General features: G+C 72.0%; 12 protein-coding genes. 9 read left to right on the top strand and 3 right to left on the bottom strand.

Annotation, left to right across the window (positions count from 1 at the left end):
- Positions 1 to 383 precede the first annotated feature (383 nt).
- The 6 genes from ACWCWD_RS13675 to ACWCWD_RS13650 all read left to right on the top strand — a co-directional run bounded on the left by ACWCWD_RS13675 (position 384) and on the right by ACWCWD_RS13650 (position 11,069).
- The gene (locus ACWCWD_RS13675) at positions 384 to 2,093 is read left to right on the top strand and encodes an extracellular solute-binding protein (RefSeq protein ID WP_450772689.1); all 1,710 of its coding nucleotides are present in this window, start codon (positions 384 to 386) and stop codon (positions 2,091 to 2,093) included.
- Between the two features lie 104 nt (positions 2,094 to 2,197).
- Positions 2,198 to 3,382 carry an ABC transporter permease gene (locus tag ACWCWD_RS13670; RefSeq protein WP_450772688.1) on the top strand — a complete coding sequence of 395 codons (1,185 nt, stop codon included), beginning with the start codon at positions 2,198 to 2,200 and terminating at the stop codon, positions 3,380 to 3,382.
- Positions 3,379 to 4,359, top strand: a complete 981-nt coding sequence (locus tag ACWCWD_RS13665; RefSeq protein ID WP_327179089.1) for a carbohydrate ABC transporter permease — start codon at positions 3,379 to 3,381, stop codon at positions 4,357 to 4,359. Before ACWCWD_RS13670 ends, ACWCWD_RS13665 begins: the two co-directional genes overlap by 4 nt.
- Positions 4,360 to 4,471: 112 nt before the next feature.
- On the top strand, positions 4,472 to 6,781 hold the full coding sequence (locus ACWCWD_RS13660) for a 1,4-beta-glucanase (protein ID WP_450772686.1): 2,310 nt from the start codon (positions 4,472 to 4,474) through the stop codon (positions 6,779 to 6,781).
- Positions 6,782 to 6,795: 14 nt separating this feature from the next.
- Complete coding sequence (locus tag ACWCWD_RS13655; protein ID WP_450772684.1) at positions 6,796 to 8,775, top strand: beta-galactosidase; 1,980 nt, start codon at positions 6,796 to 6,798, stop codon at positions 8,773 to 8,775.
- Positions 8,772 to 11,069 (top strand): glycosyl hydrolase family 95 catalytic domain-containing protein, encoded by a 2,298-nt coding sequence (locus tag ACWCWD_RS13650; RefSeq protein ID WP_450772682.1) that lies wholly within the window; start codon positions 8,772 to 8,774, stop codon positions 11,067 to 11,069. Before ACWCWD_RS13655 ends, ACWCWD_RS13650 begins: the two co-directional genes overlap by 4 nt.
- An 89-nt stretch (positions 11,070 to 11,158) precedes the next feature.
- On the opposite strand, the gene ACWCWD_RS13645 is transcribed toward ACWCWD_RS13650, so the two are convergent.
- On the bottom strand, positions 11,159 to 12,169 hold the full coding sequence (locus ACWCWD_RS13645) for a LacI family DNA-binding transcriptional regulator (RefSeq protein WP_450772681.1): 1,011 nt from the start codon (positions 12,167 to 12,169) through the stop codon (positions 11,159 to 11,161).
- 500 nt (positions 12,170 to 12,669) lie between these two features.
- Between ACWCWD_RS13645 and ACWCWD_RS13640 the strand changes: the two genes are divergently transcribed.
- A complete protein-coding gene (locus ACWCWD_RS13640; RefSeq protein WP_450772679.1) occupies positions 12,670 to 13,599 on the top strand; it encodes a hypothetical protein in 930 nt (309 codons plus the stop codon).
- A 92-nt stretch (positions 13,600 to 13,691) separates the two neighbouring features.
- Here ACWCWD_RS13640 and ACWCWD_RS13635 read toward each other — a convergent pair whose 3' ends face one another.
- On the bottom strand, positions 13,692 to 15,737 hold the full coding sequence (locus ACWCWD_RS13635; protein WP_450772678.1) for a hypothetical protein: 2,046 nt from the start codon (positions 15,735 to 15,737) through the stop codon (positions 13,692 to 13,694).
- A gap of 316 nt (positions 15,738 to 16,053) precedes the next feature.
- Between ACWCWD_RS13635 and ACWCWD_RS13630 the strand changes: the two genes are divergently transcribed.
- Positions 16,054 to 16,704 carry a YceI family protein gene (locus ACWCWD_RS13630; protein WP_450772676.1) on the top strand — a complete coding sequence of 217 codons (651 nt, stop codon included), beginning with the start codon at positions 16,054 to 16,056 and terminating at the stop codon, positions 16,702 to 16,704.
- 357 nt (positions 16,705 to 17,061) lie between these two features.
- On the top strand, positions 17,062 to 18,210 hold the full coding sequence (locus tag ACWCWD_RS13625; RefSeq protein ID WP_450772675.1) for an ATP-grasp domain-containing protein: 1,149 nt from the start codon (positions 17,062 to 17,064) through the stop codon (positions 18,208 to 18,210).
- Between the two features lie 70 nt (positions 18,211 to 18,280).
- Here ACWCWD_RS13625 and ACWCWD_RS13620 read toward each other — a convergent pair whose 3' ends face one another.
- A complete protein-coding gene (locus tag ACWCWD_RS13620) occupies positions 18,281 to 19,555 on the bottom strand; it encodes an MFS transporter (RefSeq protein ID WP_450772721.1) in 1,275 nt (424 codons plus the stop codon).
- Position 19,556 lies beyond the last annotated feature (1 nt).

The raw sequence follows: 19,556 nt of genomic DNA, 5'->3' as shown, positions 1-19,556 counted from the left end.
AGAGTGCACGGGGGTTGACTCGGCCTGCCCGGCTCACGGGAGCCGCACAGGAACGCGGGAAACGTTACGGAAACAGCTCCGAGGAATGTGTGGACGAACCCTTGTGCGACCGGTCCCCTTCACTTAACCTCGCTGCAACATCGAAGCGCTTCGACAGCACTTCGAGGGTGCTCAGCCGGTGTCTCCGGACAGTGCCGAGGGTGGCCTGGTCCCCCGCGGTCCGTTCCCGGTCTCACCGCCGGCGGTGGCTTCAAGCCGTCACCGCCCGGTCGTGTGCCGCTCGATCCGAGCGGTTCCGTCCAGTTACGCCCACCTCAGACTCAGGAGCCGAACGGCGGTCGCCCGCCGGGTGTCGTCCTGGTGCGCCATGAAGGGTTGACGCAATGACGCCGAATTCCTCCCCCGCCACGAACCGGTCCGAGAACAACGCGACCGGCCTCGCCGCCATCACGCCGAACCGCCGGAGCTTCCTCGCTTCGAGCGCCTTCGCAGCGGTGGCCGTGGCGGGCGGCGTACCGCTGCTGGCCGCGTGCGGCGGCTCCGGATCCGACTCGGGGACCCGGGAGGGCACGACGACCGGCAAGGCGCTCAGCAAGGTCGTGCCGAGTTACGTCCCCTCCGACCTGGTGCAGCCCGACGTGGCCAGCGTCAACGGGTCGAGCCCCGGGTTCACCAAGCTGCCCGACCCGCTGGCGAAGTCGGTCAAGTCCGTTCCCGGCAAGGGCTCTTCCTTCCGGGTGATGACCCCGCTGTGGGGCACCGTCCCGAAGAAGAACAACCCGTACTACACGGCGGTGAACAAGGCGGTCGGCGCGACGCTCAACTTCGATCCGCAGGACGGCAACACGTACCAGGACAAGATCGGCGCCGTGCTCGCAGGTGACGACATCCCGGACGTGATGACCATCCCCGGCTGGAACATGCAGGGCCAGATCCGCAACGCCATCACCGCGAAGTTCGCCGACCTCAGCCCGTACCTGGCCGGCGACGCGGTGAAGAAGTACCCGAACCTCGCCAACATCCCCACCGGGGCCTGGCAGTACTCGGTCTTCGGCGGCAAGCTGCGCGGCCTGCCCATGCCCTCGCCGGTCATCGGCAACGCGATCTTCTACCGCAAGGACATCGTCGGCTCCGGTGCGGTCCCGGCCAGCGCCGACGACCTGCTCGCCTTCGGCAAGGAGTACACCGCGCCGAAGAGCAAGGTCTGGGCCTTCGACGACCTGTGGACCTGCATCCAGAAGATCTACGGCGTGCTGCCGGACGCCCCGCACTACTGGCAGCTCCAGGACGGCAAGCTCGTCCACAAGCTGGAGACGAAGGAGTACCGCGAGGCCCTGGCCTTCGCCCGCAAGCTCCACGACCTCGGCTACGTCCACCCGGACGCCGAGGCCAACAAGGACGCGGACTCCAAGATCCGCTTCACCAGCGGCCACATCGTCATGTACAACGACGGGACCGGCGGCTGGAAGGGCATGGTCACCGAACAGAAGGCCGCCAACCCGAAGTTCGACATGCAGGCGCTCGACTTCTTCTCGGCCGACGGCGGCAAGCCGGTCCTCTGGCAGGACGACCCGGCCGGGATCTTCACCTTCCTCAGCAAGAAGCTCCCCAAGGCGAAGATCGAGGAGATGCTCGCCATCGCGGACTTCGCCGCCGCCCCGTACGGCACCGAGGAGTTCATGCTCACCAACTACGGCGTCCAGGGCACCCACTACGAGGTGAAGGGCGGCGTGCCGACCTTCACCGACCAGGGCATCCAGGAGGCCCAGCCCTCCACCTTCCTCTTCCTCGCGTCCCCGCCGCACACCATCGCCTTCCCCGACGAGCCGAAGCTGGTGCAGGACTACGCGGGGTGGATGGCCCGGCAGGCGCCGAACATCAAGAAGCCGCTCTTCTTCGGCATGCAGATCGTCGAGCCCCAGCGGTACGCCTCCCTGTACACGCCCTTCGACGACCTGCAGAAGGACATCCGGCGCGGCCGCAAGAAGGTCAGCGACCTGGAGTCGGCGGTGTCGACCTGGAAGAAGAGCGGCGGGGACGAGCTCCGCTCCTGGTACCAGGACATCCTCGACAAGAACGGCTCCGGCAACTGACCGTACGCGGCAGACCGCAGGACCCACGCACACACGGAAAGTGGCCGCCGGGCGCAGTGACGCCCGGCGGCCGGGGCGGAGCAGCACGACATGGGGAGCTCACGGTGAAGCCACGGGCCACGGCGGCGGCCGGCACGGGCCGCGCGGCGGACGGGACCGACGTCCCGGCCGGCGAGGACGGCCGGCACGCCGCGCGGGACGGCGGAACGCAGGACGGCGGAGTCAAGGACGGTGCGGACAGGCCGCGCGCCACCGGCGGGAGCGCGGTTCCCCGCGCGCGCGGCGGCCGGTCCGGCAAGGCGGCCAAGGGAAGCGGCCGGTCCGGCAGGGCGGCGAAGGGCGGCGGAAGTCCGGCCTCCGGGCTGCCGTCCGGGGGCATCACCTGGCGGCACCGGCTGCGGCGGGACCGCACGCTGGTCCTGATGACGCTCCCCGCCATCGTGCTGCTGCTGATCTTCAACTACATACCGCTGCTCGGGAACATCGTCGCGTTCCAGAACTACGACGTCTACGACCTGGGCATCACCGGCAGCCCCTTCGTCGGCTTCGACAACTTCACCCGGATCTTCGACGACTACCGCTTCTGGGAAGTCCTGATCAACACGCTGGTCATCTTCCTGACGCAGCTGATCCTCTTCTTCCCGATCCCGATCGCCATCGCGCTGCTCCTGAACAGTCTGATGAGTGCGCGGGTCAAGGCGTGGGTGCAGGCGATTGTCTACCTGCCGCACTTCTTCTCCTGGGTCCTCGTCGTCACGGTCTTCCAGCAGATGTTCGGCGGCGCCGGTCTGGTCGCGCAGTGGCTGCGCGAACACGGGCACGAGGGCTTCGACCTCATGACCAACCCCGGGTTCTTCAAGTTCCTGGTGACCGCGCAGGCCGTCTGGAAGGACGCGGGCTGGGGCGTCATCGTCTTCCTCGCCGCGCTCGCCGCCGTCAACACCGACCTGTACGAGGCCGCCGCGGTGGACGGCGCGGGGCGCTGGCGCCGCATGTGGCACGTCACGCTGCCCGCGCTGCGCCCGGTGATCGCGCTGCTGCTGGTGCTGCGGGTCGGCAGCGCGCTCAACCTGGACTTCGAGCAGATCCTGCTCCAGCGCGACCAGGTGGGCGCCGGCGCCTCCGAGATCCTCGACACCTACATCTGGTGGACGGGTATCAAGACCGGCGACTTCGGCTACGCCGCCGCGGCCGGGATCTTCAAGGGACTGTTCAGCGTCGCCATGGTGCTGGGCGCGAACAAGGTCGCCCACATGCTGGGCGAGCAGGGGGTGTACTCCAAGAAATGACGACTCTCCTGGACCTCGAAAAGACCCCGGGCGGGTGGCCCGTGGACACCACCCCGGCCCGCACCCCGCTGCAGCGCCTCCTCGGCACCGAGCAGCGCCCCGCCTGGGAGGACGAGCCCACGAAGGCCGGACTCGCCTTCAAGGGCTTCGGTCTCGTCGCGATCTGCGCCGTCATCCTCATCCCCATCTGGGTGGTGGTCGTCACCAGCCTCTCCGACACCAAGGCGATCAACGACGCGGGCGGGCTGGTCGTCTGGCCGAAGAGCGTCACCTTCGTCGCGTACAAGGAGCTGCTGAGCGGCGGCGCGGTCACCCGGGCCGCGATGGTCAGCATCGGACTGACCGTCGTCGGCACGGTGTTCAGCATGGTGATCTCGATCCTCTGCGCCTACGGCCTCAGCCGGCGCGACTCGATCGCCCACCGGCCGCTGCTGATGACGCTCATGGCGACGATGTTCTTCGGTGCCGGGCTCATCCCCACGTATCTGCTGGTGACCGGGATCGGGCTGAGCGACAGCTACTGGTCGATGATCCTGCCGAGCGCGATCTCCGTCTTCAACATCCTGGTGCTGCGCGGCTTCTTCATGGACACCGCGCCCGAACTCATCGACGCGGCAAGGATCGACGGCGCCGGCGAGTGGCGCATCCTGCTCCAGATCGTCATGCCGCTCTCCCGCGCCGTGGTCGCCGTCATCTCGCTGTTCTACGCGGTGGGTTACTGGAGCCAGTGGTTCAACGCCATGCTCTACATCCAGGACAGCGACAAGTACCCGCTCCAAATGATTCTCCGTCAGCTGGTGCTCCAGCACCAGGTACCGCCGGGCGCGATGGGGGCGGCGGTGAGCAGCGGGCAGATCAACAGCCTCGCGGTGCAGATGGCCGTCATGGTCCTCGCGCTGATCCCGGTGGCGGTGCTGTCGCCGTTCGTCCAGAAGCACTTCCAGAAGGGGATGCTCACCGGGGCCGTGAAGGGCTGAGCCCACCGCGTTCTCCGCTGCCGTACGTGCCGCGCGCCGGGACCTCCCGCGCGCGGCACGCAACGTCCTCTCCCCCGCTCCCCCTTTCCACCCGCCCCGGAAGGACTCCGCCATGCCCGCGTTCCGTCCCGATCCCGGTCCCACCGCCCCCGCATCCGCACCGGCGCCGGCGCCCGGGCCCGGCACCGAGACGTCGCCGCCCGGCCGCCGCTCGGTGCTGGCCGGGGCGGCCGCCGTCGCCGCGGCCGCCTGCGTGCTGCCCGCCGCCGGTACGGCCTCGGCGGCGGAACGGCCCTCCGGCCGGCCGAGGACCGAGGCGTACCGCTGGCGCACCGCCGCCATCGGCGGCACCGGGTTCGTCACCGGGCTGATGTTCCACCCGTCGGTGCGCGGCCTGGCGTACGCCCGGACGGACATCGGCGGCGCCTACCGGTGGGACGCCGCGAAGGCCCGCTGGACGGCCCTCACCGACTTCACCGGCTGGGACGACTGGAACCTGCTCGGCGTCGAGGCGATCGCCGTGGACCCCGCCCACCCGGACCGGGTGTACCTCGCGCTCGGTACGTACGCCCAGTCCTGGGCGGGTCCGGGGGCGGTGCTGCGCTCCGAGGACCGGGGCGCGACCTGGACCCGTACGGACCTGGCGGTGCGGCTCGGCGCCAACGAGGACGGCCGGGGCACCGGCGAACGCCTGCTGGTCGACCCGCGCGACAGCGGGACCCTCTGGCTCGGCACCCGCCACGACGGGCTGCTGCGCTCCACCGACCGGGGCGCCACCTGGGCGCCGGATTCCTCCTTCCCCGCCGTCCCGTCCGCCTCCGGCCAGGGGGTCACCCTGCTGGTGGCGGCGGGGCGGACGGTGTACGCGGGCTGGGGCGACGGCACCACCTCCCTGTACCGCTCGACCGCGTCCGGCGGGTGGGAGCCGGTGCCCGGCGCGCCGGTGGCCGACGGGGCGACCCGGGTGCCGGTCCGCGCCGCGTACGACGCCGCCTCCCGCGCCCTGTACGTGAGCTGGGCGAATGGTCCGGGTCCCAACAACCAGAGCGACGGCGCGGTGCACCGCCTCGACACGGTGACCGGCGCCTGGTCGGACGTGACGCCCGTGGTGCCGGGCGGCGCGGACGCGTTCGGCTACGGCGGGATCGCCGTGGACGCCCGGCGCCCCGGGACGGTCGTCGTCTCCACCAACAACCGCTGGGGACCGGTCGACACGCTCTTCCGCTCCACCGACCAGGGCCGGACCTGGACCTCCCTCAAGGACGCGGCGGTGCTGGACGTCTCGGAGACGCCGTACCTGCGCTGGGGCGGGGAGGCGAAGTTCGGCTGGTGGATCCAGGCCGTCGCGGTCGACCCCTTCGACTCGCGCCACATCGTGTACGGAACCGGCGCCACGGTCTTCGGCACCCGGGACCTGGTGCACTGGGCGCCCGAGATCCGGGGCCTGGAGGAGTCGTCGGTACGCCACCTGGTCGCGCCGCCGAACGCCCGGGGTGCTCAACTCCTCAGCGGGCTCGGAGACATCGGGGTGATGTACCACGAGTCGCTCACCTCCTCCCCGTCACGCGGGATGGCGTCGGACCCGGTGTTCGGCACCGCGACCGGCCTCGCCCTCGCGGCGCGCGTCCCCTCGTACGTCGTACGGACCGGCTGGCCCTCGGGGTCGTCCGCCGCAGGCGCGTACTCCCATGACGGGGGCGCCAGTTGGCAGCCGTTCGCGGCGCAGCCGGAGATCGCGGCGTCCGCGCCGGGACCGATCGCGGTGAGCGCGGACGGGACGACGCTGCTCTGGACGTTCATCCACTGGGACGGCACGAAGTACCCGGCGCACCGGTCCGTGGACGGTGGTGCGAGCTGGAGCGAGGTGACGTCGTTCCCGAAGGGCGCGACACCCGTCGCCGACCCGGTGGATTCCGCCCGCTTCTACGCGTACGACACGGACACCGGCACCGTCCACCTCTCCACGGACGCGGGCGCGTCCTTCACGGTCGGCACCACCGGACTGCCGTCCGGGGACGCGCAGTTCAAGCTGGCGGCGGCGCCGGGGAGGGTGGGCGACCTCTGGCTGTCGGCGAAGACCGGCGGGCTGCGCCGCTCGACGGACGGGGGCCGGACGTTCGCGGCCGTGGCCGGGGTCCAGGAGTCGCACGCGCTGGGCTTCGGCAAGGCGGCCCCTTCCGTGAAGGGCCGGCCCGCACACCCGGGGTATCCGGCGGTGTTCCAGACGGGACGGGTGTCCGCGACCCACGACGGGGTGGCGGTGCTGCGCTCCGACGACGCGGGCGTCACCTGGATTCGCATCAACGACGACCAGCACCAGTGGGGGTGGACCGGTGAGGTGATCTCCGGCGACCCCCGTGTCCACGGCCGGGTGTATCTGGGCACCAACGGCCGGGGCATCCAGTACGCCGACCCGGAATGAGGATCGAGAACACCATGCCGTCCCTGCGTGACGCCACCCGTGGCCGCCTTCTCTTCGGCGGCGACTACAACCCCGAGCAGTGGCCCGAGGAGGTGTGGGCCGAGGACGTGGCCCTGATGAAGGAGGCCGGGGTCAACTCGGTGACGCTGGGCGTCTTCTCCTGGGCGAAGATCGAACCTCGGCCCGGAGCACGGGAGTTCGGCTGGCTCGACCGGCTGATGGGACTCATCGAGGAGAACGGCATCGGGGTGGTCCTCGCCACCCCGACGTCCTCCCCGCCGCCGTGGATGGGTGCGCTGCACCCGGAGACGCTGCCGCGCGCGGAGGACGGTTCGGTCGTCTGGTACGGCTCGCGCCAGCATTTCTGCGCGAGTTCACCGGTGTACCGCCGGTACGCCGCAGCCCTCACCGAGGACCTGGCGGCCCGGTACGCCGGCCATCCGGCGCTGACCATGTGGCACATCAACAACGAGTACTGCACGCACTGCTGGTGCGACGAGACGGCGGCGCACTTCCGCCGCTGGCTCGCCGGCCGGTACGGCACGCTCGAAGCGGTCAACGAGGCCTGGGGGACGGCTTTCTGGAGCCAGCGGTACGACACCTGGGCGGAGATCCTGCCGCCCCGCAAGGCCCAGTACATGCGCAACCCCACGCAGGTGCTCGACTTCAAGCGGTTCACTTCCGACGCCCTGCTGGAGTGCTACTCCGCCGAGCGCGACATCGTGCGCCGCCACTCCCCCGCCCTTCCGGTGACGTCCAACTTCATGCCGCTCTGGTCGGGTCAGGACGCGTGGGCGTGGGCCGGGCAAGAGGACGTCGTCTCGGTGGACGTCTACCCGGACCCGGCGGACCCGGGCGCGGGGCAGTACAACGCGATGCTCGCCGACATGACGCGCTCGCAGGCCCGGGGGCCGTGGATGCTGATGGAGCAGGCCGCGAGCGCGGTCAACTGGCGCCCGGTGAACCACCCGAAGCCGCGGGGGCTCAACCGGCTCTGGTCCCTCCAGTCGGTGGCGCGGGGCGCGGACGCCGTCTGCTACTTCCAGTGGCGCCAGTCCCGGCAGGGCTCGGAGAAGTTCCACTCCGGGATGGTGTCGCACGCCGGCCCCGAGGGCCGCGCCTTCCGGGAGATCACCCGCATCGGCGCCGAACTCGCCACCCTCGCACCGGAGGTGAGCGGCGCCCACGCCCCGGCCGAAGTGGCGGTGCTGCACGACTGGGACGCCTGGTGGGGCAGTGCGCAGGAGGGCCGCCCCTCCTCGCACCTGGACTACCCGGAGATCGTACGGGCCTGGCACCGGGCGCTCTGGGAGAACGGCACGGCGACCGATTTCGCCCGCCCCGAGGCGGACTTGAGCGGCTACCGGATGGTCGTGGTGCCGCAGCTCTACCTCCTGACCGACGCGGCCGTCGACAATCTGGTCGCGTACGTGACGGGCGGCGGCACCCTGGTGAGCGGGTTCTTCACCGGAGTCGCCGACGTGGACGACCGCATCCGGCCGGGCGGCATGGACGCGCGGCTGCGCGAGCTCTTCTCGATCCGGACGCTCCACGAGTGGTGGCCCGTCGAGCCGGACGCAAGCGTGGCCTGCGACGGTTTCCAGGGCCTGCTGTGGTCGGAGGAGCTGGAGGCGGACGGCACCGGCGAGACCGTCGCCGCCTACCGGGGCGGCGAACTGGACGGGCTGCCCGCCGTGCTCCGCAAGGGCGGTGCCTGGTACGTCTCGACGCTGCCGGAGCCCGGCGCCCTGCGCGAACTCCTCGGCCGGGTGGCCGGCGAGGCGGGCGTCCGCCCCGTGGTGGCCGGACTGCCCGAGGGTGTGGAGGCGGTACGCCGGGGCGAGCTGCTCTTCCTGCTCCACCACGGGCAGGGCACGGTGACCGTGCCCCTGCCGGGCGCCTACGTCGACGCGCTCACCGGCGCGAAGGCGGACGGGGCGGTGGAGCTGGGGCGTTACGGCGTGGCGGCCCTGAAGCCGGTCGGCGCGGCATGAGCCGGGGCACCTGGGAGCCCAGGCCCGCGGCGCGCTGGGAGGATGCCTTCCTCTGCGGGAACGGGCACCACGGGGCGATGGTGTACGGCGACCCGGTCGACGACCGGGTGATCGTCAACCACCACACCCTCGTCCGGCCCAACGGCAGCGAGCACCTCCGCCCGCCGGAGCTCGCCGACGAACTCAGCCCGCTCCAGGACGCGTTGCTCGCCGGGGACAGTGAGGCGGCCGAGCGCTTCGGTGCGGGCCGGCCGCTGGTGTGGGTCCAGCCGTTCCACCCGGCGTTCCAGACCCGAGTACGGCGGAGCGGGACGGAGGGTGGCGCCGAGGGGGCCACCAGCGCTTTCGAGTCCGGCACTTCGGCCACATCCGAGGCCGGACCCGACGCATCGCCCTACCGCCGCGAGCTGGACTTCGCCACGGGCGAGGCCACCGCCTCCTCGGGCCCCTGGCGCAGCCAGGTGTTCGTGTCGCGGGCCGACGACGTGACCGTGCAGCACATCACCGGACCGGCGCCGGACACCGTGGTCACGCTCGACCCGGCCCTGCCCGGCGCTCCCGTGGCCCTCGCGATCGGCCGCTCCACCGTACTGACACCGCACGGCGCCCGCCTCGCGCTGCGGCTGCGGTACCCGGACAGCGAACAGTCCTGCGTCGGGGTGGCCACGCTGCGCACGGAGGGCGGCACGGTCTCGGTGGACGGCGACGGCGTCCGCGTCACGGACGCCCGGAGCCTGCTGCTGCTCACCCGGGTACGCCGGCGCCCCGGCGACCCCGACCTCGAAGCCGAGTGGGCGGCCCTGCCGGACGCCGACTACTCGGTGCTGATGCAACGTCATGTGCCGCTTCACAGACCCGCGTTCGGCCGATGCGCACTCTCCCTGCACGACGAGGACCCGGCCCGGCCGGACCTCCCCGGCAGCGAGCTGCTGCGCCACCCGGACAGCCCCGCCCTGCTGGAGCGGCTCTTCGCGGCGGGCCGCTACCATCTGCTCTCCGCTTCGGGGCTGTTGCCGCCCCGGCTGACCGGACTGTGGACGGGAGACTGGAACACCGCCTGGTCGGGTGCGTTCACCACCAATGCCAACCTCAACCTCCAGCTGGCCTCGGCCGCCGCTGCGGACCTGCCCGAGGTGCTCGACGCCCACGCCCGTCTGATCGCGGGCCAGTCGGAGCACTGGCGGGACAACGCCCGCGCCCTGTTCGGCACCCGGGGCATCGTGGCACCCTCCCATTCGGACGGCGAGTCCGGCCACACCCGCCACTTCCAGCGGGAGTATCCGCTGCACCTGTGGACGGCCGGCGCCGACTGGCTGCTGCACCCCTTGCTCGAACGCGCGGCGACCACCGGGGAGACCCCGGAGGCGCTGGTCTCCTCCTGTGTCGAAGTGGCCGATTTCTACACGGACTTCCTGACCCGCCGGGCCCCCGACGGGAGCGTGGCGATCGTCCCCTCGTACTCGCCGGAGAACCGCCCGGCGAACGCGAGCTGGGGCACCGTCAACGCGACGATGGACATCGCGGCGGCCCGTCACGCCCTGACGACCGCGGCGGAGCTCGTCCCCGCCCATCCGGACGCGGACCGCTGGCGGACCCTGGCCGGCCGGCTCCCGCAGTACCTGGTCAACGAGGACGGTGCGCTCGCCGAGTGGGCGTGGCCCGGGCTGCGCGAGACGTACGACCACCGCCACCTCAGCCACCTCTACCCGGTCTGGCCGCTCGACGAGATCAACCCGTACGACACCCCGGAACTGGCCCGCGCCGCTCACCGTGCGCTGGAGCTGCGGGGTTCGGAGAACGACTCGGCCCACGGCCATCTGCACCACGCGCTGGTCGCGGCGCGGCTGCGGGACGGTTCGCGGGTGTCCTCGGCGCTGGCGTCGGTGCTGGCCGGGGACTTCTTCCACGACTCACTGATGAGCGCGCACTACCCGGACCGCGACGTGTTCAACGCGGATGCCGCCCACGCGCTGCCGGCCGTGGTGCTGGAGATGCTCGTCCAGTCGGCACCGGACCGCCTGGTCCTGCTGCCCGCGCTTCCGGCCGCGTACCCCAGGGGCTCGCTCCGGGGCGTCCGTACGAGGTTCGGCGCGACGCTCGACCTCGACTGGGCCCCCGAGGAGGTCACCGCGGTACTCCGGCCTGCCCGCGACGCCCGCGTGGAGCTGCGTACGGGGCCGCCACCGGGCGCCCCGGCGGGTGCGGCGGAGCCGGGCGCGGCGTCCTGGATCACGCTCACCGCGGGGGCCGACCTGGCCCTGACGGTGCCGCGCCGGGAGGCGACGGGCGGGTGACCGGCCCGGGGGTCCGCCTGTCGGTGAGCTCCCGGCCGGTCGCGGCGTGCGCGCGACCGGCCCGGAGCCGGAGGGCCCCCGGGCGCGGCTCAGGCCGCGGGCGCCGGGCCGGTGCTCGCCCGTATCGTCAACTCCGGTGCGATCAGTTCGACTTCGTCCTTGCCGCAGCCGGTGAGTTTGGCCACCACCAGCTCGACCGCCCGGCGCCCCATCTCCTGGGCGGGGATGGCGACGGAGGTGAGCCGCACGGAAGCCTGCGCCGCCACCTGTTCGGGGCAGATCGCGACGACCGAGACGTCCTCGGGCACGGCACGGCCCTGCTGCTGGAGGAGGTTGAGCAGCGGCTCCACGGCGGACTCGTTCTGGACGATGAACCCGGTGGTACCCGGCCGTTCGTCGAAGATCCGGGAGAGGGTCTGCGCCATCGCCGCGTAACCACCCTCGCAGGGCCGGTGCAGCACGGTCACTCCGGTCTCCCGCGCCTTGGTCCGGATGCCGTCGATGGTGCGTTCGGCGAAGCCGGTGTGCCGTTCATAGACGGCGGGCGCCTCACCGATCACCGCGACCTCGCGGTGTCCGAGTCCGGCGAGGTGCTCCAGGCACAGTGCCCCGGTCGCCTCGAAGTCGAGGTCCACACAGGTCAGTCCGGCCACGTCGGCGGGCAACCCGATGAGCACGGCGGCCCGTTCGGTGTCCCGGAGCACGGGGAGACGCTCGTCGTGCAGTTCCACGTCCATGAGGATCAGCGCGTCGGCGAGCGAACTCCCGGCGATCCGCCGGACCGCCGCCGGGCCCTCCTCGCCGGTGAGGAGCAGCACGTCGTAGCCGTGCGTGCGGGCGGTCGTGGCGACCGCGATGGCGATCTCCATCATCACCGGCACGTACATGTCCGTACGCAGCGGGACCATCAGGGCGATGATGTTGGAGCGGCTGCTGGCGAGCGCGCGGGCCCCGGCGTTGGGGTGGTAGCCGAGTTGCTGGATGCTCAGCTCCACGCGCTCCCGGGTGGGAGCGGAGATGGACCGCTTCCCACTGAGGACGTAGCTCACCGTGCTCGCGGAGACTCCGGCGTGCTGGGCGACCTCGGCCAGGGTGACCATGCGCTCTCCCTTACGGGTGACAGTGACAAGTGGGGTGCGACAGAACAACAGTGAGGACGGAGCGGTTGGTGAAGCGCTTCGAAATGAGCGACTTCCCTCCTCAATCCCCCTCTGACATGCGAAGATTCAAACCAGGCTAGACGGACTCCTGTGAACTGTCCAGAGAGGTGTCGAAGCGCTTCGACACTGCCCTGAGAAGTCAGGGAGCGGGAAGCCCCGCCCCGGACGGCCTGGGGAGCCCCACGGCTCCGGACGGCCGGGAAAACCCTCGAATCGGGGCCGGCACCGCTCCGGCCCCGGCCACCACCGCCCGCTGATCCGGTGACCTGCGTCCGTACGGTGCCATGGGCTTTCCGTTCCTCGGCCCCCGTGGGAGACAGGGGGGTTCGGACTCGTAGTCGCCGCACGGAAGCAAAAGGTTGCCGCCGCTGGAGCACCGATTCCTCTCGCCTTCGGAAAACCGCTCGATGCCACCTCTGCGGCACCCCTACGCTGCGCGGATGGATGAGGGACTGCCGCCGGCCGACGCCAGGGAGCTCTACGAGGCGCTGCGGGACCACCACGGCCCCGACGCCTTCGGGGCCGTGGTCGCGCCGTGGCTCGCACGCGCCACCGCCGTCGGCCACCGGGCCTGGCTGGCCAGGGCCGCGGAGTCGCTCTCCCAGGAGTACTCCAGCCAACCAGGCGACCTCCGCATGGAGTTGGGCTGGGAGCTGTACGCCCTCAGCCGGGTCAGCGACCTGCTGCTCCTGCCCCATCAGCCGCCCCCGGACGCGGGGGACGAGACCCCCCGGGCCCGTCGGATGCGCACGCTCGACCAGCAGTCGGCGCTCGGCCCGGCGCAGTACCTCCAACTCTTCACCGGTCTGGGGCTGGTGCCGTTCCAGGAGACGGGCCCCTTCGACCCCTTCCTGCACGAGATCGTGGAGGTCGAGCAGGCCGAGGACCCGGAGGAGCCCGTCCGGGTGACCGGGACGGTCTGGCCGGGGCTGTGGCTGGGGCCGCTGCTGTTCAGCCGTGCGGGCGTACGCGTCCGGGCAGGAGCGCGGCACGCGGAGCGCGGCGTGGCCGACCGTTCCCCGCTCTACTGGACCTTTCTGCGCCGCCACCGGCCCACGGTCGACCTGTCACAGGGCTGGGGCGGCAACTCGCAGTGGCGCACCGGGTTCCGCCTGGACCACCGGACGTCGACGGGCAGACGCGTCAACGCGGACGGCCGCCAGGACATCGACGCCCCGGAGAACCTCGACCCCTCCGAGGCGCTGCTGACCCCGTCCGAACGGCGTCAACTGCTCATCAACCGCTGCCTCTTGCGCACGCCCGAGAACGCCGCCGCACTGGCCTCGTACACCTCGTGGGAGATGGACTTCTACCCGTACGGCTGGCGGCTCCCCCGCCCCGGAGAGGCCGACGGCCGGGCGACCCGGTGACGGCGTCCCGCCCGCGCCCCCGAGCGGCCCGGGCGTGACGCCTCGAACCCAGGCCCCCGGCCCGCCCGCCCACCAGCACCCGGCCCGCCCGTTCACCGCGCCTGAGCGGGCATCTCCGGCTTGTTCCGCTCGTGGGCCTCCAGCGCCGCCCGGGCCCGGTCGATCACCTCGTCGCCACGGCCCAGGGCCCGTCCCACCGCGAGGTCGATCGCCTTCCGCACACGGAAGGCCTCGCCGTGGACGTACGAAACCCCGGAGGACTTCTGCCGGTTGCTCACGGAGATCAGGGTCAGTCCGGCGCTCTCGTCGTGCTCGTGGCTGAGCCACTTTCCGTACGCCCACTCCCGCCGGCCACCCGGACCGCTGAACAGGACGCGTCGGTCGGTGACGGCCAACTCCCCTGCCCAGGTGGTCTCCAGATGGCTCGCGCCCTGTCGGGTGCGCACCTCCACGAGGGACGCGGGCGCGACGAACAGCACGCGTTCACCGGACTTGCGCGCCGCCCACCGGAAGTCCGCCGCGCTGTACTCCGTGCCGTGCAGTCCGCGCACGAAGTCGTGTTCCGCCGCGAGCCGTTCGCGGGTGCTCAGCCAGACGGCCAGTTGACGTCCGTGCGCCTCCCGGGCGCGGCGGCGCTCGTCCTCGCGCCGGCGCTCGTCGGCTTCCTGCCGGGCGACCAGGGCCAGCGCCGCCCGCTCCTTCGCCGCGATCCGCGCGGCCTCGCGCCGTCGGGCCCGCCACACGATGATCGCCCTGCGCCGCCGCCACAGCAGTACGCCAACGGCCGCCGTCACGACCAGGATCGCGGCGATGCCGAGCAGGACGTTCCGGATCTCGGTACCGGTCATGTCGTCCGAGACCCGCACGACGAGCTCCCGCTCGGTGGTGTTGCCGTGCGCGTCGGTCAGCCGGGCCACCAGCCGGTGGCCGCCGGGTTCGGCGTGCCAGGTCAGCACCTGGTGCGCGCGGTCCAGGACCACGGAACGCCTCCGGTCCGCGCCGTCGAGCCGCAGTGTGGCGCCTCGTTCGCCGGTCACCGTCAGCACCACGTCGCCGTGGCGCGCCCGCTCCTCGTCGTAGCCGAGGCGCAGCGCCGGGGCGGCCGTATCGACGACGAACTCCGCCGAGCGCGTGGTCCCTTCGCGCCCGAACGGGTCGGTCAGCGTCACCGTGGCCCGGTACGCCCCGTCCTCCAGCGGAAGGGACACGCTGCCGTGTCCGTCGCCGTCCAGCCGGACGGCCTCCGTCCCGTCCCCCGTGGTCACGGTCCCCGCCGATCCGGGCGGCCCGACGACGTCGACCCGGGTGCGGCCTCCCTCCGGGGCCCCCACCCGCACCCGGGGCCGGAGCGCCTTCAGGGCGACGCGTACGGTCGCGACCGTACGGGTACGGTTGCCGGCCTCGTCCCGCACGACGGCGACGAGCCGGTACGAGCCGTCGGGCAGGCGGAACGATCCGGTGACCGTTCCGGCGGCGCCGACCGTACCGCTCAGCGCTTCCTTGCGGCCTTCGACCGTCACCTCGTACGAAGTGCCCGCCTCGGCGTCGAGGGAGACCTCGGCCGCTCCCGTCTCCGGGTCCGTCGCCCCCAGGGCGGGTGTGCCGGCCTCGGGGGCGGTGCCGTCGACCGTCACGGTGAACTCGTCGCTCGCGTCACTGGTGTTGCCCGCGGAGTCGACGGCCACGACGGTGTAGGCGTGATCGCCGTCCTTGGCGTCGAAGGCGATCTTCTGCTCGGCCCCGGTGGCGGTGGCGCGGGCGACGACCGAGTCCGCCTCGTCCCGCACCTCGATCCGGGACCCCTTCTCGGCCGTCACCACGACGCCGACGCGCCCACCGGCGCCCGCGTCCGCGCCGCGTGTGGTGGGCTGTTCGGGCGCCTCGTCGTCCGCGACCACCTCGGTGTCCGCGCCGGGGTCGGCCCCCGCACCTGCGCCGGAGTCGTTTCCGCTGCCCGCTCCGGTTCCGGAGCCCGGCAGGGAGCTGTACCCGCATTCGGAGAAGTACCCGAGGTCACCGCAGACGTACGAGCCGGTGTCGGAGGGGCAGGAGTGCCATCGGTGGCAGCCGTCCCGGTGAGCGGCGGCGGGTGACGCCCCCACCCCGAGCGCGACGGCGGCGACGAGCAACGTGAACATGGCCATCACGGCACGTCGAAGGCTGGTGTGTATCCCCACGTGGCTGGTCCCCCCGGCTCAGCGACGGCATTCTGCACGCCGAAGGACGGGATCTTGTCAGGCGATGTGAAGGAATGGCAAATGAACCGTGGAACACGTGCGGCACCGAGAGGCCGTCAGTCACTCTCCGCAGAGGAGCCGCCCCGGAGCGCGGTCCGGCGAGCCGCTACGCACTGTGTCCACAAGGGCTTCATCCCTGTGAAAGTTCGTTCGCAAATGTTTGGATTCCTCGACGTTCTCTTACGTTGATCGTTTTCTCGAAGTAACTACATACTTCATGAACATCTTCAGCCGCAGCTCAACGCCCCGTCGCACAGCGGATACGGGCGCGGGCACCACGGTCGCACCTTCCGCCGCCGCCGTGCTCCCCCATCCGGCGCTGAAGGGGCTCACCGGGGAATGGATGATCGATCCGGCACACAGCAGGATCGGGTTCTCCGTGCGGCACGCCATGGTGACGACGGTGCGGGGTTCGTTCGCCGAGTACGAGAGCCTCCTCTACTTCGACGGCAGCAATCCCGCCCGCTCCCGGGCCGAGATCTCCATCGCCACCGCCAGCGTCGACACCGGGGTCGAGCAGCGCGACGACCACCTCGTCGGACGGGAGTTCCTCGACGCCAGGACGCACCCCCGGATGGTCTTCACCAGCACCGCCGTGACCCTCCAGGCGCAGGACGTCTACCGCATGACCGGCGACCTCACCATCAGGGGCACCACCAACCCGGTCGACCTGGAGCTCACGTACATCGGCCACGTCACCGACCCGTTCGGCTACGAACGCGTCGGTTTCGACGGCACCACCACCATCAACCGCTCCGACTGGGGTCTCACCTACAACGCCCGCCTCGCCGAAGGCGGTGCCATGGTCAGCGAAAGGCTCCGCCTCCAGTTCGACATCGCGGCGATCCGGAAGCCGATCGAGGAGTGAGGAGTTCCGTCGCGGCGGAACGACGAGGCCGCGACGGATCGACCGGGTGGCGGCCGGTCGACAGTTCGCGGCCGACCCGCGACCCGCGATTCGCGGCCGACCGGCGATTCGCGGCCGATCGGTGAGAGAGGGCGCCGGACGGCGCGCCGACGGACACGGAATCCACGATCCGGGACCTGGAACACCGGCCCCGGAATCCGTAACACGCACGTAGCAAAGCGGGCCGTCCCGCGCCCTAGGATCACCCCAACACTCCCACCTGCGGTTCCTCCTGCCGCAGGTGGTCCGTGTCCTCCCTCTCCCACCGACCGGGTACGGCCCTGCCCCGCCGTGTCCGCGACCCCGAAGGCGGCCTGCATGGTCTCTCCCGTACGCGTCTGGCTCAACCGCACGTACGCGGAGAACGTGTTCTTCATCGATCAGTTGCGGCGCAATCCGCAGGGCCGTCCCGTCGACATCCACGCCACGCACGCCGACCCGGACTCCCCGGTGCTCGCGGCGGCCGACACCTCGGCGCCGGAGCCGGAGAACCTGTCGCCCGCCGCGTACGTCGAGTACGCGCTGGACCAGTGCGCGCGGCGGGGCATCGACGTGTTCGTCCCCGTCCTCCACCAGGCGGCTCTGGCCGCGCACCGCGAGGACTTCGCGGCCCTCGGGACGACGCTGCTCGCGCCGCCCGCCGAGGCGATCGGCCTCTTCGCGAACAAGGCGCTGGCGTACGAGACCGTGCGGCGGGTCGGCGCCCCGGTGCCGCCGTGGTGGCGGGTGCGTGACGAGGCGCAACTCCTCGCGGCGGTGGACGCCATCGAGGCGGACGGCGGCAAGGCGTGCTTCAAGCCGACCGGCGGCGAAGGGGGCGTCGGGTTCCGGATCATCACCCGGGCGCCGTTCTCCATGCTGCACCTGACCGGATTCCCCAGCCCCTACGTGCCGTTGGAGCTGGTGACCCGGGCGCTGCGGCGCACCGAGCGGTCCGTCGACTGGCTCGTCATGCCGCGCCTGGACGAGCCGGAGGTCTCCGTCGACTGCCTCACCGGCCCTGACGGAGAGGTCCGCCTGGCGGTGGGCCGTACGAAGAACGGCCGACGGCGCGGCTTCACGCTCGACCCCGCGTGGATCGAGCCGGCCCGTCTGATCGCCCGGTCCTTCGGTCTGCACTGGCTGACGAACATCCAGTTCCGCATGCACGCGGGCGAGCCCGTGCTGATGGATGTCAACACCCGCCCCGCCGGTGGCCTGCACCAGCTCTCCCAGTGCGGACTCAACGTGCCGTGGGCAGCCGTGCGCCTCGCCCTCGGCGACGACCCCGGCGAGCTGACCCCGGACTTCCTCGGCTCCGACTACGCGGTGGTCCCCGGCCCCCGCACCCTGCGCCCGGTACTCCCGCAGCAGCGGACCCAGTCGCCGCCGCCACCTGCGCTCACGCCCCTGGCCGCGGAGGCCGGGCTCGGCATGGCGTCCGTTCTCCCGGTGGGAAGCACACCGCAGGCGGCGGAGCTGCCCTGACGAGGAGGGCCCGGGGCAGCACGAGCCCGGAGATGGACCGCCGCGCCTCGTGGCGCCTGCCGCGAGCGCGTCACGCCACGTCAGGCGCGCGCTCCAGGACATGGTCCCCGGATGCCGGGTGATCCGTTCCGCCGGCCGGGACGGCGGCACGCAGCGCCGCTTCGACCCGGCGGTTGCTGGTCATGGTCGCCGTGACGGCCGTCATCGCCAGGAGCAGGCCTGCGGCGGAGTAGAGCGGGGTGCGGATGTCGTAGGCGGTGGCCAGCCAGCCGCCGGCGAAAGCCCCGACGGGGGCGGCGCACATGGCCAGCATGCGGGAGGTGGAGGCGACCCGGCCCATGAGGTGGGGCGGGACGATCGCCTGCCGCAGGGAGGGCGCGAGCACCATCGTGGCGCCCATACCGGCCCCGCAGACGGCGAGCGCCAGGCCGGCCGCGTACGGGTTCGGGGCAGCGGCCAGGCCCAGGACGGCAAGCCCTTCGACGGCGGCCGTGCAGGTCAGCGCGGTGCCGGTGCCGAGACGTCGGCCGAGCCAGGAGGCGATGCCCGCGCCGAGCAGACCACCGGTTGCCTCCGCCGTGAGGAGCAGCCCGAAGCCGTAGGTGTCGATGCCGAGGCGCTCGTGGGCGAACAGGGCGAGGACGGTCTCCACGGCGATGAAGGCGACGTTCCCGACCGCAGGGCGGAGCGCGAGCCCGAGCAGCAACCGGTCGTGGAAGACGTACGAGGCCCCGGCCCGCGCCTGCCGGAGCAGCGACTCGCGGACCTCCGGCACGGGCGGGGGCGTGGCGGGCAGCGTACGGACCAGCAGGGCGGAGAGCAGGAACGACATCGCGTCGGCGAGCAGCGGTACCGCCCGTCCCAGTGCGAGCAGCGCACTCCCGGCGGGCGGCCCCGCGAAGCCGGACATGGCCGTCTGGGCGCCGCGCAGGCGGGAGTTGGCGCGTTCCAGGTGTGCGGGGTCGCGGCCGAGCAGATCCGGCAGATAGGCCGTGGCAGCCGTGTCGAAGAAGAGTCCGCCGAGCCCGAGCAGGAAGGCGACGGACGCGAGCAGCGGAATGCTCAGCACGTCGAGCGCGGCCGCCACCGCCGGTATCGCGAGTAACGCCGCGCGTGCCGCGTCGGTGACCCACATCGTGCGGCGGCGGTCCCAGCGGTCCACCAGCGCACCGCCGAGCACCCCGAAGAGCAGCCACGGCAGCGTCCCGGCGGCCGTGACGACGGCGAGCGCCATCGGGTCCCGCGTCAACGTCAACGCGATCAGCGGCAGCGCGGCGTGCGACACCCCGTCACCGAGCGAGGACACCGTCTGCGCGGTCCACAGCCGACCGAACCCGTTCGGCAAC

Source organism: Streptomyces sp. NPDC001493 (genome assembly GCF_053597235.1).
The sequence above is the reverse complement of the archived record's forward strand: the minus strand, read 5'-3'. Positions and strand labels throughout refer to the sequence as shown.

What these genes read in the sequence shown, in the direction of transcription:
- ACWCWD_RS13665 (WP_327179089.1), top strand. Translation starts at nt 3,379, where the DNA reads ATGACGACTCTCCTGGACCTCGAAAAGACCCCGGGCGGGTGGCCCGTG.
- ACWCWD_RS13655 (WP_450772684.1), top strand. Translation starts at nt 6,796, where the DNA reads ATGCCGTCCCTGCGTGACGCCACCCGTGGCCGCCTTCTCTTCGGCGGC.
- ACWCWD_RS13650 (WP_450772682.1), top strand. Translation starts at nt 8,772, where the DNA reads ATGAGCCGGGGCACCTGGGAGCCCAGGCCCGCGGCGCGCTGGGAGGAT.
- ACWCWD_RS13645 (WP_450772681.1), bottom strand. Translation starts at nt 12,169, where the DNA reads ATGGTCACCCTGGCCGAGGTCGCCCAGCACGCCGGAGTCTCCGCGAGC.
- ACWCWD_RS13660 (WP_450772686.1), top strand. Translation starts at nt 4,472, where the DNA reads ATGCCCGCGTTCCGTCCCGATCCCGGTCCCACCGCCCCCGCATCCGCA.
- ACWCWD_RS13675 (WP_450772689.1), top strand. Translation starts at nt 384, where the DNA reads ATGACGCCGAATTCCTCCCCCGCCACGAACCGGTCCGAGAACAACGCG.
- ACWCWD_RS13625 (WP_450772675.1), top strand. Translation starts at nt 17,062, where the DNA reads ATGGTCTCTCCCGTACGCGTCTGGCTCAACCGCACGTACGCGGAGAAC.
- ACWCWD_RS13630 (WP_450772676.1), top strand. Translation starts at nt 16,054, where the DNA reads ATGAACATCTTCAGCCGCAGCTCAACGCCCCGTCGCACAGCGGATACG.
- ACWCWD_RS13640 (WP_450772679.1), top strand. Translation starts at nt 12,670, where the DNA reads ATGGATGAGGGACTGCCGCCGGCCGACGCCAGGGAGCTCTACGAGGCG.
- ACWCWD_RS13635 (WP_450772678.1), bottom strand. Translation starts at nt 15,737, where the DNA reads ATGTTCACGTTGCTCGTCGCCGCCGTCGCGCTCGGGGTGGGGGCGTCA.